Source organism: Streptomyces sp. NPDC002867, assembly GCF_053591895.1.
Map to the genome: position 1 here is coordinate 285434 of NZ_JBSFUR010000004.1, position 22532 is coordinate 307965.

The 22532-nt window shown below is 71.1% G+C and carries 23 protein-coding genes and 1 pseudogene; 11 read left to right on the forward strand and 13 right to left on the reverse strand.

Going from position 1 to position 22532, the window contains the following annotated elements; all coding sequences use genetic code 11:
• Positions 1 to 4: 4 nt before the first annotated feature.
• On the reverse strand, positions 5 to 1753 hold the full coding sequence (gene lysS, locus ACWD0A_RS06020) for a lysine--tRNA ligase (RefSeq protein WP_451295002.1): 1749 nt from the start codon (positions 1751 to 1753) through the stop codon (positions 5 to 7).
• Positions 1754 to 1939: 186 nt separating this feature from the next.
• Between lysS and argS the strand changes: the two genes are divergently transcribed.
• Positions 1940 to 3733, forward strand: coding sequence for an arginine--tRNA ligase (gene argS, locus ACWD0A_RS06025; protein ID WP_451295004.1), 1794 nt, complete (start codon positions 1940 to 1942; stop codon positions 3731 to 3733).
• A gap of 72 nt (positions 3734 to 3805) precedes the next feature.
• Here the strand turns inward: argS and ACWD0A_RS06030 are convergent, their stop codons facing one another.
• Entirely contained in the window at positions 3806 to 4075 is a 270-nt protein-coding gene (locus ACWD0A_RS06030) for a DUF1876 domain-containing protein (RefSeq protein ID WP_451295006.1), read from the reverse strand.
• Positions 4076 to 4217: 142 nt separating this feature from the next.
• Here ACWD0A_RS06030 and ACWD0A_RS06035 point away from each other — a divergent pair, with 142 nt between their 5' ends.
• The 4 genes from ACWD0A_RS06035 (at position 4218) to ACWD0A_RS06050 (ending at position 6999) form a co-directional block, all read left to right on the forward strand.
• A complete protein-coding gene (locus ACWD0A_RS06035; RefSeq protein ID WP_451295008.1) occupies positions 4218 to 5105 on the forward strand; it encodes an NAD(P)-dependent oxidoreductase in 888 nt (295 codons plus the stop codon).
• Positions 5106 to 5143: 38 nt separating this feature from the next.
• The gene (locus ACWD0A_RS06040) at positions 5144 to 5680 is read left to right on the forward strand and encodes a hypothetical protein (protein WP_451295010.1); all 537 of its coding nucleotides are present in this window, start codon (positions 5144 to 5146) and stop codon (positions 5678 to 5680) included.
• The gene (locus tag ACWD0A_RS06045; RefSeq protein ID WP_451295012.1) at positions 5572 to 5916 is read left to right on the forward strand and encodes a DUF4253 domain-containing protein; all 345 of its coding nucleotides are present in this window, start codon (positions 5572 to 5574) and stop codon (positions 5914 to 5916) included. Before ACWD0A_RS06040 ends, ACWD0A_RS06045 begins: the two co-directional genes overlap by 109 nt.
• 243 nt (positions 5917 to 6159) lie before the next feature.
• The gene (locus tag ACWD0A_RS06050) at positions 6160 to 6999 is read left to right on the forward strand and encodes a glycoside hydrolase family 19 protein (RefSeq protein WP_451295080.1); all 840 of its coding nucleotides are present in this window, start codon (positions 6160 to 6162) and stop codon (positions 6997 to 6999) included.
• 106 nt (positions 7000 to 7105) lie between these two features.
• On the opposite strand, the pseudogene ACWD0A_RS06055 reads toward ACWD0A_RS06050, so the two are convergent.
• Positions 7106 to 7496, reverse strand: a pseudogene (locus tag ACWD0A_RS06055) (ATP-binding protein).
• 164 nt (positions 7497 to 7660) lie between these two features.
• Between ACWD0A_RS06055 and ACWD0A_RS06060 the strand changes: the two are divergent.
• Both ACWD0A_RS06060 and ACWD0A_RS06065 read left to right on the forward strand, forming a co-directional pair.
• The gene (locus ACWD0A_RS06060; RefSeq protein ID WP_451295014.1) at positions 7661 to 8446 is read left to right on the forward strand and encodes a helix-turn-helix domain-containing protein; all 786 of its coding nucleotides are present in this window, start codon (positions 7661 to 7663) and stop codon (positions 8444 to 8446) included.
• Positions 8443 to 8679: a DUF397 domain-containing protein gene (locus tag ACWD0A_RS06065; RefSeq protein WP_451295016.1), complete on the forward strand. Its 237-nt coding sequence runs from the start codon at positions 8443 to 8445 to the stop codon at positions 8677 to 8679. Before ACWD0A_RS06060 ends, ACWD0A_RS06065 begins: the two co-directional genes overlap by 4 nt.
• Here the strand turns inward: ACWD0A_RS06065 and ACWD0A_RS06070 are convergent.
• Genes ACWD0A_RS06070 through ACWD0A_RS06080 form a run of 3 tightly spaced genes read right to left on the reverse strand, consistent with a single transcriptional unit; the run spans position 8663 to position 9799 of the window.
• Positions 8663 to 9175: an anthrone oxygenase family protein gene (locus tag ACWD0A_RS06070; RefSeq protein ID WP_451295018.1), complete on the reverse strand. Its 513-nt coding sequence runs from the start codon at positions 9173 to 9175 to the stop codon at positions 8663 to 8665. The genes ACWD0A_RS06065 and ACWD0A_RS06070 overlap by 17 nt on opposite strands.
• A complete protein-coding gene (locus ACWD0A_RS06075) occupies positions 9172 to 9579 on the reverse strand; it encodes a VOC family protein (RefSeq protein WP_451295020.1) in 408 nt (135 codons plus the stop codon). Before ACWD0A_RS06075 ends, ACWD0A_RS06070 begins: the two co-directional genes overlap by 4 nt.
• A gap of 58 nt (positions 9580 to 9637) precedes the next feature.
• Positions 9638 to 9799: a hypothetical protein gene (locus ACWD0A_RS06080; RefSeq protein ID WP_451295022.1), complete on the reverse strand. Its 162-nt coding sequence runs from the start codon at positions 9797 to 9799 to the stop codon at positions 9638 to 9640.
• Between the two features lie 98 nt (positions 9800 to 9897).
• On the opposite strand from ACWD0A_RS06080, the gene ACWD0A_RS06085 reads away from it, so the two are divergent.
• Positions 9898 to 10569, forward strand: a complete 672-nt coding sequence (locus ACWD0A_RS06085; protein WP_451295024.1) for a TetR/AcrR family transcriptional regulator — start codon at positions 9898 to 9900, stop codon at positions 10567 to 10569.
• A gap of 82 nt (positions 10570 to 10651) precedes the next feature.
• On the opposite strand, the gene hemB is transcribed toward ACWD0A_RS06085, so the two are convergent.
• The 7 genes from hemB to ACWD0A_RS06120 all read right to left on the reverse strand — a co-directional run bounded on the left by hemB (position 10652) and on the right by ACWD0A_RS06120 (position 18402).
• A complete protein-coding gene (gene hemB, locus ACWD0A_RS06090) occupies positions 10652 to 11656 on the reverse strand; it encodes a porphobilinogen synthase (protein WP_451295026.1) in 1005 nt (334 codons plus the stop codon).
• Positions 11657 to 11717: 61 nt separating this feature from the next.
• The gene (locus ACWD0A_RS06095; RefSeq protein ID WP_451295028.1) at positions 11718 to 12632 is read right to left on the reverse strand and encodes a class I SAM-dependent methyltransferase; all 915 of its coding nucleotides are present in this window, start codon (positions 12630 to 12632) and stop codon (positions 11718 to 11720) included.
• An 82-nt stretch (positions 12633 to 12714) separates the two neighbouring features.
• A complete protein-coding gene (locus ACWD0A_RS06100) occupies positions 12715 to 14376 on the reverse strand; it encodes a uroporphyrinogen-III synthase (RefSeq protein ID WP_451295030.1) in 1662 nt (553 codons plus the stop codon).
• Positions 14373 to 15332 (reverse strand): hydroxymethylbilane synthase, encoded by a 960-nt coding sequence (hemC, locus tag ACWD0A_RS06105; RefSeq protein ID WP_451295032.1) that lies wholly within the window; start codon positions 15330 to 15332, stop codon positions 14373 to 14375. Before hemC ends, ACWD0A_RS06100 begins: the two co-directional genes overlap by 4 nt.
• Positions 15329 to 17059: a glutamyl-tRNA reductase gene (locus ACWD0A_RS06110; protein WP_451295034.1), complete on the reverse strand. Its 1731-nt coding sequence runs from the start codon at positions 17057 to 17059 to the stop codon at positions 15329 to 15331. Before ACWD0A_RS06110 ends, hemC begins: the two co-directional genes overlap by 4 nt.
• Entirely contained in the window at positions 17056 to 17781 is a 726-nt protein-coding gene (locus tag ACWD0A_RS06115; RefSeq protein WP_177148455.1) for a redox-sensing transcriptional repressor Rex, read from the reverse strand. The genes ACWD0A_RS06110 and ACWD0A_RS06115 overlap by 4 nt, the downstream gene beginning before the upstream one ends.
• A 345-nt stretch (positions 17782 to 18126) precedes the next feature.
• On the reverse strand, positions 18127 to 18402 hold the full coding sequence (locus tag ACWD0A_RS06120; protein ID WP_451295036.1) for a glutaredoxin family protein: 276 nt from the start codon (positions 18400 to 18402) through the stop codon (positions 18127 to 18129).
• A gap of 116 nt (positions 18403 to 18518) precedes the next feature.
• Between ACWD0A_RS06120 and ACWD0A_RS06125 the strand changes: the two genes are divergently transcribed.
• From ACWD0A_RS06125 to ACWD0A_RS06135, 3 genes are all read left to right on the forward strand, one after another.
• Entirely contained in the window at positions 18519 to 19460 is a 942-nt protein-coding gene (locus ACWD0A_RS06125; protein ID WP_307714129.1) for an HAD family hydrolase, read from the forward strand.
• A 730-nt stretch (positions 19461 to 20190) separates the two neighbouring features.
• Positions 20191 to 21051 carry an ECF subfamily RNA polymerase sigma factor, BldN family gene (locus ACWD0A_RS06130; protein ID WP_307714130.1) on the forward strand — a complete coding sequence of 287 codons (861 nt, stop codon included), beginning with the start codon at positions 20191 to 20193 and terminating at the stop codon, positions 21049 to 21051.
• A 252-nt stretch (positions 21052 to 21303) separates the two neighbouring features.
• The gene (locus ACWD0A_RS06135; RefSeq protein ID WP_451295039.1) at positions 21304 to 22494 is read left to right on the forward strand and encodes a DUF5667 domain-containing protein; all 1191 of its coding nucleotides are present in this window, start codon (positions 21304 to 21306) and stop codon (positions 22492 to 22494) included.
• Positions 22495 to 22532: the final 38 nt, after the last annotated feature.

Here is a 22532-nt window from a genome sequence, read left to right on the forward strand (position 1 = left end):
GTGATCAGGCCCCGAGCAGCTTGCGCACGCGGTCGGCGCCGACGGCGAGCAGCAGCGTGGGCAGGCGCGGGCCGGTCTCGCGGCTGACCAGCAGGCGGTACAGCAGCGCGAAGAAGGCGCGCTGGGCGACCTTCAGCTCCGGCGTCGGCTTGGCGTCCGGCGTGAGGCCGGCCATGACCTTCGGCACTCCGTAGACGAGCGTGGTGAGCCCGTCCAGGGACCAGTGCGTGTCGAGGCCCTCCAGCAGCAGCCGCAGCGACTCGCGGCCCTCGTCGTCCAGCGAGCCGAGCAGCTCGGTGTCGGGCTCGGAGCGCACGACGGTCCGCGCGTCGGCCGGGACGTGCGTCGAGATCCAGCTCTCGGCGCGGTCCAGCCGCGGCCGGACCTCGTCGAGGTCCGTGACCGGGTTCGCCGGGTCCAGCTCGCTGAGGATGCGCAGCGTCTGGTCCTCGTGGCCCGCGGTGATGTCGACGACCGAGGCGAGCGTGCGGTACGGCAGCGGGCGCGGCGTGCGCGGCAGGTCGCCGGCGGCGGTGCCGGCGGCGCGGGAGTAGGCGGCGGCGTCGGCGGGCAGGACGGTGCCGTCGGCGACCTTGGCCTCCAGCTTGTCCCACTCGTCGTACAGCCGCTGGATCTCCTGGTCGAAGGCGATCTTGAAGGACTGGTTGGGCCGGCGGCGGGCGTACAGCCAGCGCAGCAGCTGGGGCTCCATGATCTTCAGCGCGTCGGCCGGGGTGGGCACGCCACCGCGGGACGACGACATCTTCGCCATGCCGGAGATGCCGACGAAGGCGTACATGGGGCCGATCGGCTGCTTGCCGTCGAAGATCGAGACGATCTGGCCGCCGACCTGGAAGGACGACCCCGGCGACGAGTGGTCGACGCCGGACGGCTCGAAGACCACGCCCTCGTACGCCCAGCGCATCGGCCAGTCGACCTTCCAGACCAGCTTGCCGCGGTTGAACTCGCTGAGCCGGACCGTCTCGGAGAACCCGCACGCGGTGCAGGTGTAGGTCAGCTCGGTGGTGTCGTCGTCGTACGCCGTGACCGTGGTCAGGTCCTTGTCGCACGAGCCGCAGTACGGCTTGTACGGGAAGTACCCCGCGGAGCCGGTGCCGTCGTCCTCGGCCGCCGCGCCGGAGCCCTCGGCGGCCTCCAGCTCGGCCTCGTCGACCGGCTTCTGCGACTTCTTCGCCTGGGCCTCGGCCTGCGCCTTCGGGTCCTTCTTGGTGCGGTACTGCGCGAGGATCGCGTCGATGTCGCCGCGGTGCCGCATCGCGTGCAGGATCTGCTCGCGGTAGGCGCCGGAGGTGTACTGCGCGGTCTGGCTGATGCCGTCGTACTCGACGCCCAGCTCGGCCAGGGACTCGGTCATCGCGGCCTTGAAGTGCTCCGCCCAGTTCGGGAAGGAGGAGCCCTTCGGCGCGGGGACCGAGGTCAGCGGCCTGCCGATGTGCTCGGCCCAGGACTCGTCGACGCCGTCGATCCCCTTCGGGACCTTGCGGTAGCGGTCGTAGTCGTCCCAGGAGATCAGGTGACGGACCTCGTACCCGCGGCGCCGGATCTCGTCGGCGACCAGGTGCGGGGTCATGACCTCACGGAGGTTGCCCAGGTGGATGGGGCCGGAGGGCGACAGTCCGGAGGCGACGACGACCGGTTTGCCAGGCGCACGTCGCTCCGACTCGGCGATGACCTCGTCCGCGAAACGGGAGACCCAGTCGGTCTCGGTGCTGCTCTGAGCCACGGTCGGCACGTCCTTGATTCCTCGGGGTCGGAAATACGTCGGGAAACTCGCGTACACCATTCTCCCAGACCGGGAAACCGGATCCCACAGAGTTCCCGCGCCGCGCCGGGACGCGCCCCGCGTCCCGGCAAACCGGTTGCCCGGCCATGGGACACTTGACCACTGGAACATCCCCCTCGACAGGAACGGAAGCTCATGGCCTCGGTCCCTTCCCTCGCTTCGACCGTGCAGCAGCGCCTCGCGGACGCCCTGGCAGCAGCGCTGCGGAAGACCGAGCTCGCCGACCCTTCCCCTCGCCCTTCGGGCTGGGCAGACCCCATGCTGCGACGAAGCGACCGGGCCGACTTCCAGGCCAACGGCATCCTGGCGCTCGCGAAGCGGCTCAAGGGCAACCCGCGCGAGCTGGCGACCAAGGTCGTCGAGGCGATCGGCGCGAACGACGTGCTGCGGGACATCGAGGTCTCCGGCCCCGGCTTCCTGAACATCACGGTCACCGACAAGGCGATCACCGAGACGCTGGCCGCCCGCGCCGCGGACGCCCGGCTCGGCGTGCCGACGGCCGCCGAGCCCGGCACGACGGTGATCGACTACGCCCAGCCGAACGTGGCCAAGGAGATGCACGTCGGCCATCTGCGTTCCGCGGTGATCGGCGACGCGATGGTGCGGATCCTGGAGTTCTCGGGCGAGCGGGTGGTGCGGCGGCACCACATCGGCGACTGGGGCACCCAGTTCGGCATGCTCATCCAGTACCTGATCGAGCACCCGCACGAGCTGGACCACAAGGACGGCGCCTCCGGCGAGGAGGCGATGTCGAACCTGAACCGCCTCTACAAGGCGGCCCGTGCCCTCTTCGACTCCGACGAGGAGTTCAAGGCCCGCTCGCGGGACCGCGTGGTGGCGCTCCAGTCGGGCGACGAGGAGACCCTCGCGCTGTGGCAGAAGTTCGTGGACGAGTCGAAGATCTACTTCTACTCGGTCTTCGACAAGCTCGACATGGAGATCCGCGACCCCGACGTCGTCGGCGAGTCCGGCTACAACGACATGCTCGACGAGACGTGCCGCATCCTCGAGGAGTCCGGTGTCGCCGTGCGCTCCGAGGGCGCGCTGTGCGTCTTCTTCGACGACGTGAAGGGCCCCGACGGCAACCCGGTCCCGCTCATCGTCAGGAAGTCCAACGGCGGCTACGGCTACGCGGCCACCGACCTGTCCGCCATCCGCGACCGCGTGCAGAACCTGGACGCCTCCACGCTGCTGTACGTGGTGGACGCCCGTCAGTCCCTGCACTTCAAGATGGTCTTCGAGACCGCGCGGCGGGCCGGCTGGCTCGGTGACAAGGTCAAGGCCGTGCAGCTCGCCTTCGGCACCGTGCTCGGCAAGGACGGCAAGCCGTTCAAGACCCGTGAGGGCGAGACGGTCCGGCTGGTGGACCTGCTCGACGAGGCGATCGACCGGGCGACGGCCGTCGTCGCCGAGAAGCGGGAGAAGGTCGGCCTGACCGACCAGGAGGTCGCCGACAACGGCCGGTACGTGGGCATCGGCGCGGTCAAGTACGCCGACCTGTCGACGTCCGCGGTGCGCGACTACAAGTTCGACCTGGACCAGATGGTCTCGCTCAACGGCGACACCTCGGTCTACCTCCAGTACGCGTACGCCCGTATCCAGTCGATCAAGCGGAAGGCGGGTGACCGCCGCCCGGTCGCCCACCCCGAGCTCGAACTGGCCCCGGCGGAGCGGGCGCTGGGTCTGCACCTGGACCAGTTCGGCGAGGTGCTGGCGGAGGTGGCGTCGGCGTACGAGCCGCACAAGCTGGCCGCCTACCTGTACCAGCTGGCCTCGCACCTGACCACGTTCTACGACCAGTGCCAGGTGCTGAGCGACGACAACCCGGCGGAGCTCGTGGAGAACCGCCTCTTCCTCGTCGACCTCACGGGCCGCACGCTGCACCAGGGCATGGCGCTGCTGGGCATCCGCACGCCCGAGCGCCTCTGAGCGACCGCGCGACGCGCGGGAGGGGGCCGTGAGCTGCTGGTGAGCAGCTCACGGCCCCCTTGCGTGCGCGGGTCAGTGGATCGGGTGCGACGTCCTCCCGGACGCCTCGTCGATCTCCGTGTGCGCCTTCTGCAGCAGCTGGGACGCGAGGTCCATCAGGGCGCGGGCACCCGCGATCTCCTCGCCGACCAGCAGCTGCGGCTGGTCGGAGTGGTGACGATTCGCGCTTCCGTGTCCCCGGTATTCCGTCCCGTCACCGAGCCTCACCATGGCGGCCGCCCTGGTCCGGTCGCCTTCCTCCTGGAACTCCATCTCGATGTGCCATCCGACGAGTGTCTTCATGGCGGATCACCTCCAGCGGTACGCGTACCCCTTCCAGAGTGCGCCGCACGTCCGCTGATCACCACAGCACTTACCAGTTGGTGCGTATCTGACTTTTTAGTCGGTACTTGTCCGGTCATCCGGACCGGACAAGGATCGAGGCATGCCTTCGACATCTGAGAACACGCAGGTCAGCCATGTCTCCGTGCTGGGCCTCGGCATGATGGGCTCCGCCCTCGCCGCCGCCCTCCTGCGCGCGGGCCACTCCGTCACCGTGTGGAACAGAACCAGCGCGAAGACGGGCCCGCTGGTCGCCCAGGGCGCGCTGCCCGCCTCCACCGTCGCCGATGCGGTGGCCGCGAGCCCGCTCGCGATCGTGTGCCTGACGACGAACGACGACGTCCGCGAGGCGCTGGCGCCGGCCGACCTCACCGGCGCGGTGCTGGTCAACCTCACCAACGGGACGCCCGCCCAGGCCCGCGACATCGCGGCGTACGCGCGGAAGCAGGGCGCCCGCTACATCGACGGCGGCATCATGGCCGTCCCGCAGATGATCGCGACCCCTGCCGCGTACGTCATCTACAGCGGCGACGAGCAGGCGTACGAGACGCACGAGCCGGTGCTCGCGGCGTTCGGCGGCACGAAGTGGGTCGGTACGGATCCCGGTCGCGCCGCGCTGCACGACCTGGCGCTGCTGACCGGCATGTACGGGATGCTCATCGGCGTGACGCAGGCCCTCGCGCTGGTCCGCTCGGCGGGCGTCACCGCCTCTGAGTTCGCCGGGCCGCTGCATGCCTGGGTCTCCGCGATGCTCGACGGTGTCGTGCCGGGCATCGCCGAGGCCGTCGACTCCGGCCGGCACCTCACGGACGTCTCCAGCCTCGCCGTCAACCAGGCCGCCTTCCTCAACCTCACGGCCACCTACCGCGAACAGGACGTCAGCACGGAGCTGTTCGAGCCGTTCCAGAAGCTCCTCGACCGCTCGATCGCCGAAGGCCACTCGGCCGACGGCCTGTCCCGGCTCGTGGAGTTGCTCGACGGCGAGGGCTGAACGCCCGGTTGTCGGTGCCGACGGCTACCGTCGCCGGCATGGTGATCAATCCGAACGACCTGGGCCCGGGCCTCCCGCGCGGCACCGTACGGGAGCGGCCCTCCCTCTGGCACGCGGACGAGCCGGCGCGGGCGAGGACGTGGGAGCAGCTGCTGCGGGCGCGCGACCGCACCGGGCTGCAGCCCGTGCTGCTCGTCGACGACGAGCGGCGGTCGATCCCTTGGGACCTGGACCTGGACGAGGTCCTCGACGACGGGCCGGACCACCGCGCCGAGGCCGACGGCCTTGATCCGGTGGAGGTCCTCACCGCCCTGTGGGACCAGGTGCAGGCGGAGGACGCGGACGACGACGAGGGCACGATCGCGCCGTTCACCCGCGCATGGCCGGGGCTCGCCTCGACCCGCTCGATCCCGAGGAACCCGGACGTCGTCGCCGTCGGGGTCGTCGCCGGGCTGCTGCGCGGCAGGTGGCTGCACGGGCGCGGGGCGCCCTGGTCCCCGCGCCCCGCAGCGCCGACCTCCTCGCCTCGCTGGGCCGGCACGGCGCGTGCAACCACACGGACACGGCGACGCTGACCGCGGTGCTGCGCTCCTGGGAGGACCGCTTCGGCACCCGGATCGTCGCCGTGCACTTCGACCGCCTGGACCTCTCGGTCGCCCGGCCGCCCCGCACGATGGAGGAGGCGCCGGCGGTCGCGGCCGAGCACCACGCGTTCTGCCCGGACACCGTGTGGCAGGGGTACGAGACGATCCGCGCCTACGCGGCCGAGGGGTTGCTCAACAAGGAGCACTGGACGTTCTGGTGGGACTGACCGCCGGTTCGGGGTGGTGCGCCCGGCGGTGAGCGTTCCGGAGCGACCCGCCTGTGAAAATCACCTCACGGTTCCCATTGGTCTATACCTTGACTCGATCATGACATCGCGCTTGAGTAAGCGGCACAGCCCCCCACCGCGGCTCGCCCGGAGGCCAACTCCCGCTCCAGGGCGAGCCGTTGCACTCAAAGGAGTGATCGAGTGCTGAGAACACGCCTCGCGGCTCTGCTGGCCGCGGTCCTCATGGCCACTGGCCTCGCCGGGATCCTGATGCCGTCCGCCTCCGCCGCCTCGCCCTGCGACACCGCCCCCAAATGGCAGCAGGGCGCCTGGTACACGACTGGCAACGTTGTCAGGTACAACGGCGCCTACTACATCGCCGAGCACGACAACCCGGGTTACGACCCGACGATCAGCACCTGGTACTGGGACCCGTACAACTGCGGCGGGTCGCCGTCGCCGTCCGGCTTCGTGGTGAGCGAGGCCCAGTTCAACCAGATGTTCCCGAACCGGAATTCCTTCTACACGTACAGCGGCCTCACCGCGGCACTGAGCGCCTACCCCGGCTTCGCCAACACCGGCAGCGACACGGTGAAGAAGCAGGAGGCGGCCGCCTTCCTGGCCAACGTGAGCCACGAGACCGGCGGGCTCGTCCACATCGTCGAGCAGAACACCGCCAACTACCCGCACTACTGCGACCGGAGCCGGCCGTACGGCTGCCCCGCCGGCCAGGCTGCGTACTACGGACGCGGACCCATCCAGCTCAGCTGGAACTTCAACTACAAGGCCGCGGGCGACGCGCTCGGCATCGACCTGCTGAACAACCCGTGGCGCGTGGAGCGCGAGGCGGCCGTGGCCTGGAAGACGGGCCTTTGGTACTGGAACACCCAGACCGGCCCCGGCACGATGACCCCGCACAACGCGATGGTCAATCAGGCGGGCTTCGGCCAGACCATCCGCTCCATCAACGGCTCCCTGGAGTGCGACGGCAAGAACCCGGCGCAGGTCCAGAGCCGCGTCAACAACTACCAGCGGTTCACCCAGATCCTGGGTGTGTCCCCGGGCGGCAACCTGTACTGCTGACCGTCCCGGTCACCTCATGAACGGGCCGCGGCCCCGGGAGCACACACACCCCGGGTCCGCGGCCGCTCCATGCGCACGGTGCTCGACGCATCGTGAGGCGCCCGGTTCACGGCCGCGCGAACTCGCACCACACCACCTTGCCGGGCTCGCGCGGCCCCACACCCCACCCGTCGGCCAGCGCGGCCACCAGCAGCAGGCCACGCCCCGACTCCCCGTCCGGCTGCCGCACGCACGGCCGTCCGTCGCCGCTGTCGTGCACCTCGACCCGCAGCACAGAGCCGCGTTCGTACAGCCACATCCGCAGCAGGTACCCGCGCCCCCGGCGGTACGCCGTGCACCAGCGCGTTCGTCGCGAGCTCGCTCACGCAGAGGGTGACATCGTCGGCCCGCGCACCCCACTCCCACGCCGTGAGCGTCGCGCGGGCGAACTCCCGTGCCGCTGCGACGGATCGGCGCTCGCGTCGGCAGAACAGCTCGCGCAGGTCCTCGTGTTGCATCGTCTTGTCCACGGGACGAGCGTCGCGTCGCGCGACGGCCCGGCAGCACCCCGTCGACCCGTACGTTTCATTTGTACGGGTCGGAGAGGCGTAACGTACGGAGGCGCCCGGGGAGTTGGTGAGGTATGCACCCCAGGAGACGCCACCGGAAGAACGCCTCGGCGATGCGCATGGTCGGCCGCCAGCTCGCCCGCTTCCGCGAGGCCGCGGGCCTCACCCAACGCGAACTCGCGACGGCGTTCAGCCTCGCGGAGGAGACGGTCGCCTCGATCGAACAGGGCCGTCGTCCGCTGAAGCCGGACCTCGCGCAGAGACTCGACGACCGCCTCGACACCAAGGGCGCACTGTCGGTGGCGGTCGAGCACATGCCGGAGGTGGACCTGATCCCGGCATGGGCGGAGGACTTCCTTGACCAGGAGCGCGAGGCCATCACCCTGTCGTCGTACGAGAACCAGGTGATCCCGGGCCAGTTGCAGACCGCCGAATACGCGAGAGCGGTATTCCGCAGCCGCATCCCGATCATCAGCGAGCAGGAGATCGAGGCACAGACGGAAATCCGTCTTCAGCGCCAGAAGATCCTGCGCTCCAACCCCCCGAGGTGTCTGAGCTTCGTCATCTGGGAGGCGGTTCTCCAAGTTCGGTTAGGTGGCGACGAGGTCTACGCCGCACAGCTCCAACAGCTACGAAGCCTTGCGGAACTGCCTGGTGTCGCCTTGCAGGTCATGCCGTTCGCCCACACCACGCACCCCGCTCTCGACGGCCCCTTCGTACTCCTCGAAACCCCTGAGCACCAGCGGCTCGCCTATACCGAGACACAGCGCGGCAGTCAGCTGATCAGCGAACCGGACGAGGTGTCCATCCTCGCCCTCAGGTATGCGATGCTGCGGACGCAGGCTCTCAACCCAGAAGACACATTGGGCCTGTTGGACCGGCTGCTAGGAGAGGTATGAGCACCGCACTGGAGTGGTTCAAGTCCAGCTACAGCGGCAGCGACGGCGGCAACTGCCTCGAAGTGGCTTACGACTGGCGCAAGTCGAGCCACAGCGGCAGCGAAGGCGGCGCGTGCGTCGAGGTCGCCACCCACCCCACCACCGTCCACGTCCGCGACTCGAAGACCCCCGGCGGCCCGGTGCTCAGCCTCGCCCCGGCCGCCTGGACGGCCTTCGTCAGCGACCTGCGCTGAGACTCTGCGTGCCCTGGAGGTACAGGGCCCAGGCGAGGCAGCCGAAGGCCGCGGTGTTCAGAACGGCCCGGACGGTGTTCCACCTGACCCACGTGTCCTCGAAAGCCGCCCGGGCTGCCGCCATTTGATCGGGATCGCCCACGAGGGACACCTTGTCGAGCGCGTCATTGAGCGGCACGTTCTGCGTGCCGGTCACCAGGAACGCCATCACGTACAGCACGAGCCCGGCGACGATCCACCACCGGGCCGCGCCTCCGTGCCCACCCCCCGGCTGGACCGCCGCGAGGACGAGCAAGGGTAGCGGCAGCAGGAACGGCACCAGGAACCAGCCGTTGATGATGGCGCGGTTGATGTGCTGCATGACCGGGACGAATGCGTGGTCGCCGGAGCGGGCGAGGCCCGGCATGACGGCGTAGGCGAAGGCGGCGAACAGCCCGGCCATCAGCCCGGTCGCCACCGTGGAGACCACGAGGGCCGCGGTGTTCAGTGTTCTCATGCGTTCTCCTCTGCGTTGCCGGCGGCGGGGGTGACCCATTCGACGAACTGGACGATCACTCCGTTCGGGTCGGTGATCTGGAGGAGCCGCTCGCCCCACGGCTCCTCGCGCAGCGGCATGCTGATCTCGACGCCCTCGCCGCGCAGCCGCTTCTCCTCGGCCTCCAGCCCCGTGAGGGTGAAGGCGAGGATCAGCCCGCCGACCCGCTGGTCCCGCTGCTCTGCGGGCAGGACCTCGATGCCGCGCCGCAGCAGGACGATGTCGACTGCGGCGTCGGCCCGGGTGAGGGAGGCGAAGCCGTCGGCGGCGGCCTGCTCCTGGTAGCCGAGGTGGGTGGTGAAGAAGGCCTGGGAAGCGGCCACGTCGTCGACGGTGAGCGAGACGGTGGAGGCGGTGATCTGCAAGGCGGTGTCCTTTTCCGGAGGCTGGGAAGCCGGCGCGCCACGGTGGCGGTCGGGTCGGTCAGTAGGAGCTGCGGCGCGGGAGGTTGCGTACGCGGCGGTTGTTGTCCTGGAACCGGACGGGGTGGAGCTGGACGGGCCGTCGGCCACCCTGCTGCCGTCCGCCGGCGGGCGGGTTGTCGGCCTGGTCGGCGAGAAGCCGGGCGAGATCGATTCGCTGCATGCGATGTTCCCCTCGGTAGAAACTTACGTTGGACGTAAACTTAGAGCGACCGAACCAGGGGTGTCAACATAAAATTGCTACGGATGTAAGATTCCCTCATGAGCAACGACACGAGCACAGTGGGGGGCACTCCGGCGTCCGCCGCGTCGGCGGGTCTTCGGGAGTCGAAGAAGCGCGAGACACGGCAGCTGATCTCCGATCACGCGACCAGGCTGTTCATGGCCCAGGGCTTCGAGCGGACGACCATCGCGGAGATCGCCGACGCCGCGCGGGTCGCCAAGAAGACGGTGACCAACTACTTCCCGCGCAAGGAGGACATGGCGCTGGACCACCAGGAGGCTTTCGTCGCGAGCCTGGCGGACACCGTCGCCGACCGGTCCGCCGGTGAATCGGCCCTCGCGGCACTGCGCCGCGCGTTCGAGGCCGCCGTCGCGGCCCAGGACCCGGTCGCCGGATTCGCGGGCCCGGACTTCTCCCGCATGATCGACGACAGCCCGACCCTCTCGGCGTGCCTGCGGGGTCTGCACGACCGGCGCGAGGAGGCTCTGGCCGAAGCACTCGCCCGGACCACCGGGTCGAGTTCCGGCGACATCACCCCCCGTACGGCCGCGGCGCTGCTCGGCGCGGTGCACCGGGTCCTGTTCGGGCGCATCCAGGAGCTCACCCTCGCGGGCCGACCCAACGACGACATCGCGCAGACCGTCGCAGCCGAGGCCGCCCGCGCCTTCGACCTGCTCGCACCGGCCCTCGCCGACTACGCGGTCGCCTGACCGGTCGGCGCCGGGACCACCGTGCACGAACGGCGGACGCCCCGGTGCTCACGCGCGCACCGGGCCGTCGGGGAAGTCTTGGTCAGCGACCTGAGCCGCTGATCCGCTGGGCGACCTCCGTCGCCCAGTAGGTCAGGATCATGCTCGCCCCCGCGCGCTTGATGCCGAGCAGCGTCTCGGCGATCGCCGCCTCGCGGTTGATCCAGCCCTTCTCGGCGGCGGCCTCGACCATCGCGTACTCGCCGCTGATCTGGTACGCCGCGACCGGCACGTCCGCCTCGTCCGCGACGCGCGCCAGGACGTCGAGGTAGGGCCCGGCCGGCTTGACCATGACCATGTCGGCGCCCTCTTCGAGGTCGAGCGCCAGCTCGCGCATCGACTCGCGGACGTTGGCCGGGTCCTGCTGGTAGGTCTTCCGGTCGCCGCGCAGCGACGAGCCGACGGCCTCGCGGAAGGGGCCGTAGAAGGCGGACGAGTACTTCGCGGTGTACGCGAGGATCGACACGTCCTCCTTGCCGATGGTGTCCAGCGCGTCGCGGACGACGCCGATCTGACCGTCCATCATGCCGCTGGGACCGACGACGTGGACGCCTGCGTCGGCCTGGACCTGGGCCATCTCGGCGTAACGTTCCAGCGTGGCGTCGTTGTCGACCCGGCCGTCGGCGTCGAGGACGCCGCAGTGGCCGTGGTCGGTGTACTCGTCCAGGCACAGGTCGGACATGATGACGAGCTCGTCCCCGACCTCGGCCCGCACGTCCCGGATGGCGACCTGGAGGATGCCGTCGGGGTCGGTGCCCGCCGTGCCGAGCGCGTCCTTCTTGGCGTCCTCCGGCACCCCGAAGAGCATGATCCCGGCGACGCCCGCCTCGCGCGCCTCGACGGCGGCCTTGCGGAGGGTGTCGCGGGTGTGCTGCACGACGCCGGGCATGGCCTGGATCGGCACCGGCTCGGAGATGCCCTCGCGGACGAAGGCCGGGAGGATCAGATCGGCCGGGTGCAGCCGGGTCTCGGCGACCATGCGGCGCATGGCAGGGCTGGTCCGGAGCCGCCGGGGGCGGGCACCGGGGAAGGATCCGTACGCAGTCATACGGGCCACGCTACGCCTGCCCGAGGCGGGCAATTACCGACACCGCGTCGGCGGGAGCGGCCTACGGACGCGTCGCCGTGACCACCCAGGCGGCGGAGTCGTACCGGACACCCTCAGGGGTCGCGTGAGCCTCGAGATCGGCGCGCAGCGCGGCGTGTGCCCGGGCGCGGCCGGCCTCGTCGAGGTCCTCGACCATCCACGCGAGCATGCCGGAGACGAAGGCGAAGGCGTCGTCGGGGGTACGGCCGAAGATCATCGGGAGGTCGAAGTCGTCCAGGTGGGGCGTACGGAAGCCGGCGGCGACGAGCCGTTCGCGGACGAGGTGGGGGTCGGAGAGGGAGAACGGGCCGGGGGCGTCCGGGGGCGGGGCGCTCAGGTCGCGCCCGGCGGCGAGGGCGGTCACGAACGACCGGAACCACTCGTTGCGGGAGATGTCCTGCCAGACGAGCAGCACGAGCCGGCCGCCGGGCCGCAGGGCGCGGGCGATGTTGCGGAAGGCGGCCACGGGGTCGGCGAAGAACATGCTGCCGGCGCGGCTGATCGCGACGTCGAAGGACGCTTCGTCGAAGGGGTAGGTCTGCGCGTCGGCCTGCTCGTGGCGGACGCTGTCGAGCCCTTGGCGCTCCGCCTCGCGGCGGGCGACCCTCAGCATCGGCCCGGACAGATCGACGCCGAGCACGGGCCCGCCCGCGGTGAGCCGTGCGGCGGCACGCGAGGTCAGCCCGGCCCCGCAGCCGATGTCCAGGACCCGCTCACCGCGCTGAAGGTGCGCCGCGTCCAGAAAGGGCTGCTGGTAGGCGTGGACCGCCCGGTCGAAGTCCGCGGCGTGCTCCGCCCAGTACGCCCCTTCGTCACCGTCCCAGGTCCGCGCCTGCTCGGCGTTGGAAGGATCGACATGCAGAGTCCTGGAGCCCATGACCGTCACCCACTCGTGTAGCACCACCGTGCTTCCGGTGTACGCCTCGGCGGCCCTCATGTCGAACACCCGGAAACGCGGCGTGGCCGGGCAGGAGCCTCTCCCGCCGGCCACGCCGGTTCGCCTCATGTCACCGCGTACGTCACGTCGTCGTACGACGCCGCCGTCCGCCGGGACGCCGTTCCGACGGGCGCGTCACGTGCTCGCCCGCCTCCACGGCCGCCGCCCGCCGCCGCGCGCCGAACTCCGCCAGCGCCTCGGCCAGCTTGTGCACCGACGGCTCGGGCGACAGGACGTCGACCCGCAGCCCGTGCTCCTCCGCGGTCTTCGCGGTCGCGGGGCCGATGCACGCGATGACGGTCACGTTGTGCGGCTTGCCCGCGATGCCGACGAGGTTCCGCACGGTCGACGACGACGTGAACAGCACGGCGTCGAAACCGCCGCCCTTGATCGCCTCGCGGGTCTCCGCCGGCGGCGGCGACGCACGCACGGTCCGGTAGGCGGTCACGTCGTCGACCTCCCACCCGAGTTCGATGAGGCCCGCGACCAGCGTCTCGGTCGCGATGTCGGCACGCGGCAGGAAGACGCGGTCGATCGGGTCGAAGACCGGGTCGTACGGCGGCCAGTCCTCCAGCAGCCCGGCCGCGGACTGCTCACCGCTCGGCACGAGGTCCGGCTTCACGCCGAAGTCCACCAGCGCGGCCGCCGTCTGCTCGCCGACCGCTGCGACCTTGATCCCGGCGAAGGCGCGGGCGTCGAGCCCGTACTCCTCGAACTTCTCCCGCACGGCCTTCACCGCGTTCACCGAGGTGAAGGCGATCCACTCGTAGCGTCCGGTCACGAGTCCCTTGACCGCGCGCTCCATCTGCTGCGGCGTACGCGGCGGTTCGACCGCGATGGTCGGGACCTCGTGCGGCACCGCGCCGTAGGAACGAAGCTGGTCGGAGAGCGAGGCCGCCTGCTCCTTCGTACGCGGCACGAGCACCTTCCAGCCGAACAGCGGCTTGGACTCGAACCACGCGAGCTGGTCGCGCTGGGCGGCGGCGCTGCGCTCACCGACCACGGCTATGACCGGCTGGTGCCCCTCGGGGGACGGCAGCACCTTCGCCTGCTTCAGCGTCTGCGCGATGGTGCCGAGCGTCGCGGTCCAGGTGCGCTGGCGCGTCGTCGTACCGGCGACGGTGACGGTCAGCGGGGTGTCGGGCTTGCGGCCCGCGGCGACCAGTTCCCCGGCGGCGGCGGCGACCGTCTCCAGCGTCGTGGAGACGACGACCGTGCCGTCGCTCGCGCCGACCTCGGTCCAGCACCGGTCGGACGCGGTGCGGGCGTCGACGAAACGGATGTCGGTGCCCTGCTCGTCGCGGAGCGGGACACCGGCGTACGCGGGCACGCCGACGGCCGTCGCCACACCGGGCACGACCTCGAAGGGGATGCCGGCGGACGCGCACGCGAGCATCTCCCGGCCGGCGTCGGTGTCCATGCCCGGGTCGCCGGTCACCGCACGGACGACCCGCTTGCCGCCCCTCGCGGCCTCCATGACAAGATTGGCCGCATCCCTGAGGACCGGGATCCCGGCGGATGCTGACGCGTCGTCGACAACCGTCAGCTCAGGCGTGCTTACGCCTGCCCGCGCATGGCCGCGAACGACATCGAGGACAGCGGGCTCGGCGATCAGCACGTCCGCGTCGGCGAGCGCCTCGACGGCGCGCAGAGTCAGCAGACCGGGGTCGCCGGGACCGGCACCCAGGAAGGTGACGTGCCCGTGTGCCGCGAGGCCCGGAAGGTTCGAGGTGGTGGGGCTCAAAGTGCTCGCTCCCCCATAAGACCGGCCGCACCCTTGGCGAGCATCTCGGACGCGAGTTCGCGACCGAGCGCGATGGCGTCGCCGTGCGACGTGGGTACGGGACCGGTGGTGGACAGCTGCACCAGCGCGGAGCCGTCGGTCGTGCCGACGACCCCCCGCAGGCGCATTTCGGTGGCAACCTGGCCGTCGGCCAGGAGGTCGGCCAGCGCACCCACGGGTGCGGAGCAGCCGGCCTCCAGGGCGGCGAGCAGGGAACGCTCGGCGGTCACGGCGGCCCGCGTGTGCGGGTCGTCGAGTTGCCCGAGCGCGGCGGCAAGGTCCGCGTCGGCCGCGGAGCACTCGATCGCCAGGGCCCCCTGGCCGGGGGCGGGCAGGACGAAGTCGACCGACAGGAAGTCGGTCACCTCGTCGATCCTGCCGATGCGGTGGAGTCCGGCAGCGGCGAGCACGACGGCGTCGAGCTCCCCGTTCCGTACGTATCCGATCCGGGTGTCGACGTTTCCGCGGATCGGCACGGTCTCGATGCGCAGCCCGTGGGAGCGGGCGTACGCGTTCAGCTGCGCCATGCGGCGCGGCGAACCGGTGCCGACGCGGGCGCCGTCCGGCAGTTCGTGGAAGGTCAGGCCGTCGCGGGCGACGAGCGCGTCGCGCGGGTCCTCCCGCTTGGGGGTCGCGGCCAGCGTCAGACCCTCGTGCGGCGTGGTCGGCAGGTCCTTCAGCGAGTGGACGGCGAAGTCCACCTCGCCGCGGAGCAGCGCGTCCCGCAGGGCCGCGACGAACACGCCCGTGCCGCCGATCTGCGCCAGGTGCTCGCGGGAGACGTCCCCGTACGTCGTGATCTCGACGAGCTCGACGTCGCGGCCGGTCAGCCGGCGCACCGCCTCAGCCACGTGCCCGGACTGGGCCATGGCGAGCTTGCTGCGCCTGGTCCCGAGCCTCAGTGCCCTCTCGGTCATACTCGCCCTCGGTTCTTGACGTCTGCGTCATTCAGGTCGGCCCGGCTGACGGAGGCGACCGTCTCCGGGTCGAGGTCGAAGAGGGTCCGCAGCGCGTCCGCGTACCCGGCGCCGCCGGGCTCGCTGGCGAGCTGCTTGACCCGCACGGTGGGCGCGTGCAGGAGCTTGTCCACCACGCGGCGCACGGTCTGGGTGATCTCGGCGCGCTGCTTCTCGTCGAGACCGGTGAGCCGGCCGTCGAGACGGGCCATCTCGCTGGAGACCACGTCGGCGGCCATGGTGCGCAGGGCGACCACGGTCGGGGTGATGTGGGCGGCGCGCTGGGCCGCGCCGAAGGCGGCGACCTCGTCGGAGACGATCGAGCGGACCTGGTCCACGTCGGCGGCCATGGGCACGTCGGCGGACGCCTCGGCGAGCGACTCGATGTCCACGAGCCGTACGCCGGCGAGGCGGTGGACGGCGGCGTCGATGTCCCGGGGCATGGCCAGGTCGAGCAGCGCGAGCCGGACGGGGCCGTTGCCGTCGGCGTGCGGCGCGGTGGCCGTGCGGGCGGAGGCGGCGCGCGTGCGGGAGGCGTTGTCGACCCAGGCGCCGTGCTGCGCGAGGGAGTCGTCGAGCCCGACGGGGCACTCGGAGCCTGGGGCAACGTCCGCGCCGTCGAAGACCGCGTGCTCGCCGACGACCCGGCCGGCGGCGGCCGGACCGGCCTGTCCCGTGCCGGCGCCCGCCTCGGGCGCGTCCGCAACCGGGCCGGGGGCGGCCGGGACCACCTCGGGGCCGTCCAGGGGGAGTTCGGTCACGCGGCCGTCGCGGGCCGCCACCGCGGCCAGACGGGCGACCACGCTGCCCTCGGGGGCGCGCAGGTCCCTGCCCGGAGCGGCCTCCGGCACCACGTGCTGCGCGAGCGCCGTCGCGACCGCTTCGGCGGTCAGGACCAGTCCCGTCGCGCCGGTGCAGGAGACGGCCACGTCGGCACGTGTCAGTTCGTCGGCGACGGACCCCATCGGCACCGCGTGGGCGCGCACGCCGCCCGACTCGGAGAGGACCGCGGCCAGCCGCTCCGCCCGCTCCGTCGTCCGGTTGGCGATGACCAGCTCGCGTACGCCCAGGCGCGCCAGCGTCGTCGCGGCGAGCGACGACATCGAGCCGGCGCCGATCACCAGGGCACGCTTGTCCGCGGCCCACGCCTCGACGGACTCGCCCGCGGCGAGCTGTTCGAGACCGAAGGTGACGAGCGACTGCCCGGCCCGGTCGATCCCGGTCTCGCTGTGGGCGCGCTTGCCGACGCGCAGCGCCTGCTGGAACAGGTCGTTGATCAGCCGTCCCGCGGTGTGCAGCTCCTGCCCGCGTGCGAGGGCGTCCTTGATCTGGCCGAGGATCTGGCCCTCGCCGACGACCATGGAGTCCAGGCCGCAGGCCACCGAGAAGAGGTGGTGGACGGCCCGGTCCTCGTAGTGCACGTACAGATAGGGAGTGAGCTCCTCGAGCCCGACCCCGCTGTGCTGGGCGAGCAGCGTGGACAGCTCGGCGACACCGGCGTGGAACTTGTCCACGTCCGCGTACAGCTCGATGCGGTTGCAGGTGGCGAGGACCGTCGCCTCCGTCGCGGGCTCCGCCGCGAGGGTGTCGTGCAGCAGCTTGACCTGCGCATCGAGGGACAGCGAGGCACGCTCCAGCACGCTCACGGGAGCGCTGCGGTGACTCAGGCCGACGACGAGGAGACTCATACCGGCATCACGGCGGGCATGTCCCCGTCGGGTCCCTTCCGGCCCGTGGCCTCGGCCTCCTCGCCGGCCTTCCGCTGCTCGTGGAAGGCGAGGATCTGCAGCTCGATCGAGAGGTCGACCTTGCGCACGTCGACACCGTCCGGCACGGACAGCACGGTGGGGGCGAAGTTGAGGATGGAGCTGACGCCGGCCGCGATCAGGCGGTCGCACACCTGCTGGGCGGCGCCGGCGGGCGTCGAGATGACGCCGATCGAGACCCCGTTGTCGCGGATGATCTTCTCGAGCTCGTCCGTGTGCTGGACGGGGATGCCGGCGACGGGCTTGCCGGCCATGGTCGGGTCGGCGTCGATCAGCGCGGCGACCCGGAAACCGCGGGACGCGAAGCCGCCGTAGTTGGCGAGGGCGGCGCCGAGGTTACCGATACCGACGATGACGACCGGCCAGTCCTGCGTCAGACCGAGCTCGCGGGAGATCTGGTAGACGAGGTACTCGACGTCGTATCCGACACCGCGGGTCCCGTACGAGCCGAGGTACGAGAAGTCCTTGCGCAGCTTCGCGGAGTTGACGCCCGCGGCGGCGGCCAGCTCCTCGGAGGAGACCGTCGGCACGGACCGCTCCGAGAGCGCCGTCAGGGCGCGCAGGTACAGCGGAAGCCGGGCGACGGTGGCCTCGGGGATTCCTCGGCTACGGGTCGCCGGTCGGTGATTTCGGCCAGTTGCCACGGTGCTCCTGCGGGATGAGCGAGGCTGCAGGCGGCCATGTGTCCCAAGACCGCCCCGTCGAATGCAGGCTATGTCTTTGTGAACGCGTGCACAAAGATTGTGTCCGCTTTGTCCGTGCAAAGTGATCGGGGTCACGCAATCCGGTGGCCGGATCCTGGAACCGCGGACCACCCCGGTCCGTTGAGGCGCCAAAGGGGGCAAAGCCGTACACACTCCTTACGATCTACGCCCCCGAGACCGCCTGACTCCGCCCACTCTGCCCTGTCGCGGCCCTGCCCCGAAAGAGGCGTGCGCGGCGGAGGAATCCAAGCAAAACGACCACGATGGTACCCACCTTCCGGGGCGTCAGCTCCCGAGCGCGCGGCGCAGCCGGTCGGGGTCCACACGCCAGAAAGTGTGCTGCTCCCCGTCCACCAGGACGACGGGGATCTGCTCCCAATAGGCGCGGTGCAGTTCGGTGTCCTGGTTGATGTCCTTCTCCTCCCAGGAGGCGCCGGTCTCGGCGCAGACCGTCTGGACCACGGCCCGCGCGTCGTCGCACAGATGGCACCCGGGCTTGCCGATGAGCGTCACCACGCGCTCGTCGGGCTTCTTCTTCGTACGCCGCAGCACAGGACTCATGAGCCCATTCTCGCCCCGCCGGCCGCCGGCCCGTTTAACACCGCGGTCGCGGAGTGTTCACGTCGTCGCATCCCGGTGAGTCGGGAAGTCCCCGACAGACTGGCTATGCTCACGTCATGGCCGCTCTGGGATGGCTCACCCCGCGTAGGCGCTCCGCCACCGCTCGCAGCGTGCTGGCGGGAGAAGCCGCAGCCGAGGCAGCGCGCAAGTCCTCGCAGACCATCGAGGCACTCGAAGCCCTCGAGGAAGGACCCGGCGCCCCGGAACCGGAGTTCCCGGTCGCCGGCGACGTCCACGCCGCCGCGTTCTTCGACCTCGACAACACCGTGATGCAGGGCGCGGCGATCTTCCACTTCGGCCGCGGGCTGTACAAGCGGAAGTTCTTCCAGCGCCGCGACCTGGCGCGCTTCGCCTGGCAGCAGACGTGGTTCCGGCTGGCCGGCGTCGAGGACCCGGACCACATGCAGGACGTCCGCGAGTCGGCCCTGTCCATCGTCAAGGGCCACCGGGTCTCGGAGCTGATGAGCATCGGCGAGGAGATCTACGACGAGTACATGGCGGACCGCATCTGGCCGGGGACCCGGGCGCTGGCCCAGGCACACCTGGACGCGGGCCAGAAGGTCTGGCTGGTGACGGCCGCGCCGGTCGAGACGGCGACGATCATCGCCCGCCGGCTGGGGCTGACCGGCGCGCTCGGGACGGTCGCCGAGTCGGTCGACGGCGTGTACACGGGCAAACTGGTCGGCGAACCGCTGCACGGCCCGGCGAAGGCGGAGGCGGTACGGGCGCTGGCGGCGGCGGAGGGCCTGGACCTGGCGCGCTGCGCGGCGTACAGCGACAGCCACAACGACATCCCGATGCTGTCGCTGGTCGGCCACCCGTACGCGATCAACCCGGACACGAAGCTGAGGAAGCACGCGCGCGAACGCGACTGGCGCCTGCGGGACTACCGGACGGGCCGCAAGGCGGCGAAGGTCGGCATCCCGGCGGCAGCGGGCGTGGGAGCCCTAGCGGGCGGCACGGCAGCAGCAGTGGCCCTCCACCGCCGCCGCCGCTGACAGCCGCGGGGGCGGGGCAGCGCCCCGCAGGACCACCGCACCCACCGGGCCGACCGGACCGCGCCACCGTCCACATGCGGCCGCCGGGCCGTATCCAGCCCCGCCGGCGCTTGAGGCGCGGGGCCCGGGGCAGCGCCCCGCGAGACCGCCGCGCACACCGGGCCGGTCCGCCCGCAGTCGTCGGGCGAGACCCCTCGCTGGGCGGCATCAGGCACGGAGCCCGGCCGCCGGGAGCGTTGTCCAACCCCGCCGGCGCTTGAGGCGCAGGGCCCGGGCAGCCCCCCGCGGGATCGCCGCGCACATCAGACCGCCCGCCCGCGCCACGGGACATGAAGGCCGCCGGGCCATATCCAGCCCCGCCGGCGCTTGAGGCGCGGGCCCGGGGGCAGCGCCCCCAGAGGCCCCACGCGCGCCCCCGCGTGTCGGCGCGCATTCTGCCGCTCCTACCCCTCCACACCCCCGGCCAGTCCCATTTCCCCGCCGCGACCACAAGTCACCCCGCGATCAGACAGATCACGAAGTAATTCGATCAACAACTGCTCACAATGTGCCACGTGATCAGTCGTCAACTCATAAGAGAAGCGACGGAAACGGCGATTTGAGCAACTCGGTGTAGCGCTGCCTGTACGAAGCGTTATTCTCCTCAGACGCATGACGGACCCCACCAGTCATCACGACGGGTGAACGGTCCCGCACTGCACGTGATGGAAGCTCTGCCTCTGGGAGTCCCGTGTACCCACACGTCGGGGTTGACGCCTCGGGCCTGGCTACGCTGCGCGCAGCGGTCCTCGACCACCTGCGCGGCTTTGTCCCCACCGCGTACGCCGTCCCCGCACTCGCCACGTCCGGCCTCGCCGTCAGCGGCCCGGCCGCCCCCTGCTATGCCCTGGCCGACGGCATTCCGAACGGCATGCAGAAAGGATCGGCCCGCAGCGCCGTCGATGACGGGCGACGCCAGGACGACGGGCGGACGGCCGTCGGCAGACGGGGCGGACGCGGCGGCTCCGGCGCGGCCACCGCCCGCCGGCCCACCGCCGACAGCGACAGCGCCCGCATGATGGAGCTCGTCGAGCGCGCCCAGGCGGGTGAGGCCGAGGCCTTCGGGCGGCTCTACGACCAGTACAGCGACACCGTCTACCGGTACATCTACTACCGCGTCGGGGGCAAGGCGACCGCCGAGGACCTGACCAGTGAGACGTTCCTCAGGGCGCTGCGCAGGATCTCCACCTTCACCTGGCAGGGGCGCGACTTCGGCGCCTGGCTCGTGACGATCGCCCGCAACCTCGTCGCCGACCACTTCAAGTCGAGCCGCTTCCGCCTGGAGGTGACCACCGGCGAGATGCTCGACGCGAACGAGGTCGAGCGCAGCCCGGAGGACTCGGTCCTGGAGTCCCTGTCGAACGCCGCACTGCTCGAAGCCGTACGCAAGCTCAACCCCCAGCAGCAGGAGTGCGTCACCCTCCGCTTCCTGCAGGGCCTGTCCGTCGCCGAGACCGCCAGGGCCATGGGCAAGAACGAGGGCGCGATCAAGACCCTGCAGTACCGGGCCGTCCGCACCCTCGCCCGGCTGCTCCCCGACGACGCACGCTGAACCCCGCGCTCGTACACCCCCTACGACCCTGCACCCAACCCAACTCACCGTCGGTGACGCCCCGATGACGCACTGGTCCGATCATCTTTCGCGCGTAACCCAAGTGCCGCGCCGCTCGTTGTGCGGAATGCGGACTCCCTGTGGACACGCCATGCCCGCAGACACTCACTCTTTCGTGTGGATGTGCTCAAGGCGTGCAACCCTCCAGACGCCCAGGGGAGTCGATCGTCATGACGAGAGGAGGTGCCGCCAGTGATCGCGAACGTATCGGCGCACCGGCGGGCGAACGCCTTCGCCCAGGCCTTGGAAGACCAGGCGGCCGATCAGCAGGCGGAGTCGGTCGAATCGACCGAGCAGGAAAGGCTGTTGAGTCTGGCTCACGGTCTCGGCGAGCTGCCGAAGCCGGAGCTGGACCCCGAGGTCAAGGTGGTGCAGCGGGCCCAGCTCGTGGCCGCCATGGAAGCGATGCTTCAACAAGGCACGGCGCAGGGAGGTGCATCCGCGGGCCCTACGGTGCCGGAGCAGCGGACCCACGGCCGCGGTGCCCACCGGGCCTCCCGGCTCCGGAAGTTGCGACCGCGCTCCCGCTGGTCGAAGGGGCTCGCGGCCGGCGGCCTGACCGTCGGTGTGGCCGCGGGCGCATTCAGCGGGGTGGCCGCTGCCAGTTCCGACGCCCTGCCCGGTGACTCGCTGTACGGGCTGAAGCGCGGCATGGAGGACCTCAAGCGCGGCATGGCGGACGACGAATCCGACCGCGGCGAGCTCTACCTCGACCAGGCGTCCACGCGCCTGAGCGAGGCCCGCCGCCTGATGGAGCGGGGCCGCTCCGGTCACCTGGACCACGAATCGCTCGGCGAGGTCCGCCGCACGCTCACCGGCATGCGGCACGACGTCAGCGAGGGCCACCGACTGCTCAGCGCCGCCTACGAGCGCGACGGCTCGCTCGGTCCGATCGCCACGCTCAACTCCTTCTCCCGCTCCCACCGGGACGTGTGGGACGGACTGCGCGACCGGCTTCCCGCCCAGCTCACCGACGTCGGCGAAGAGGTCAGTTCGGCGTTCGACGCCATAGACCAACAGGTCGGCCCGCTGGAGTCGCTGCTGCCGCGCGCGCCGGAGACCGACGACCGCGGCTCGCAGGGCGTGGACGTTCCCGGGGACGACGGGCGCACCACGGACGCGGGCAGCAGCACGCCGTCCGCGCCCGACGCGGGCGGCGGTCACACGGGCGAGGACAGCAGCCCCCGTCCGTCCGGCTCCAGCTCCGCCGCCGACGACGGGCTGCTCGGCGGAAACACCGGCGGCCTGTTCGACCCGCCGGCGCAGGACGCCGACCCGTCCGCGTCCGGCAAGCACTCGGAGTCGACTGCTCCGGACGTCACCATCCCGCCCTTGCTGCCGGGGATCCTCCCGGGCCTCGGCATCGACAGCGACGACGAATAGGACCGACGTCCAGGACACGTGTGAGGGGCGTCCCCGGC

Excerpts from the sequence above, each read along its gene's own strand:
- argS (WP_451295004.1), top strand. The coding sequence starts at position 1,940 with ATGGCCTCGGTCCCTTCCCTCGCTTCGACCGTGCAGCAGCGCCTCGCG.
- ACWD0A_RS06030 (WP_451295006.1), bottom strand. The coding sequence starts at position 4,075 with ATGAAGACACTCGTCGGATGGCACATCGAGATGGAGTTCCAGGAGGAA.
- ACWD0A_RS06035 (WP_451295008.1), top strand. The coding sequence starts at position 4,218 with ATGCCTTCGACATCTGAGAACACGCAGGTCAGCCATGTCTCCGTGCTG.
- ACWD0A_RS06040 (WP_451295010.1), top strand. The coding sequence starts at position 5,144 with ATGGTGATCAATCCGAACGACCTGGGCCCGGGCCTCCCGCGCGGCACC.
- ACWD0A_RS06050 (WP_451295080.1), top strand. The coding sequence starts at position 6,160 with ATGGCCACTGGCCTCGCCGGGATCCTGATGCCGTCCGCCTCCGCCGCC.
- ACWD0A_RS06060 (WP_451295014.1), top strand. The coding sequence starts at position 7,661 with ATGCGCATGGTCGGCCGCCAGCTCGCCCGCTTCCGCGAGGCCGCGGGC.
- ACWD0A_RS06065 (WP_451295016.1), top strand. The coding sequence starts at position 8,443 with ATGAGCACCGCACTGGAGTGGTTCAAGTCCAGCTACAGCGGCAGCGAC.
- ACWD0A_RS06070 (WP_451295018.1), bottom strand. The coding sequence starts at position 9,175 with ATGAGAACACTGAACACCGCGGCCCTCGTGGTCTCCACGGTGGCGACC.
- ACWD0A_RS06080 (WP_451295022.1), bottom strand. The coding sequence starts at position 9,799 with ATGCAGCGAATCGATCTCGCCCGGCTTCTCGCCGACCAGGCCGACAAC.
- ACWD0A_RS06085 (WP_451295024.1), top strand. The coding sequence starts at position 9,898 with ATGAGCAACGACACGAGCACAGTGGGGGGCACTCCGGCGTCCGCCGCG.
- hemB (WP_451295026.1), bottom strand. The coding sequence starts at position 11,656 with ATGACTGCGTACGGATCCTTCCCCGGTGCCCGCCCCCGGCGGCTCCGG.
- ACWD0A_RS06095 (WP_451295028.1), bottom strand. The coding sequence starts at position 12,632 with ATGAGGGCCGCCGAGGCGTACACCGGAAGCACGGTGGTGCTACACGAG.
- hemC (WP_451295032.1), bottom strand. The coding sequence starts at position 15,332 with ATGACCGAGAGGGCACTGAGGCTCGGGACCAGGCGCAGCAAGCTCGCC.
- ACWD0A_RS06110 (WP_451295034.1), bottom strand. The coding sequence starts at position 17,059 with ATGAGTCTCCTCGTCGTCGGCCTGAGTCACCGCAGCGCTCCCGTGAGC.
- ACWD0A_RS06120 (WP_451295036.1), bottom strand. The coding sequence starts at position 18,402 with ATGAGTCCTGTGCTGCGGCGTACGAAGAAGAAGCCCGACGAGCGCGTG.
- ACWD0A_RS06125 (WP_307714129.1), top strand. The coding sequence starts at position 18,519 with ATGGCCGCTCTGGGATGGCTCACCCCGCGTAGGCGCTCCGCCACCGCT.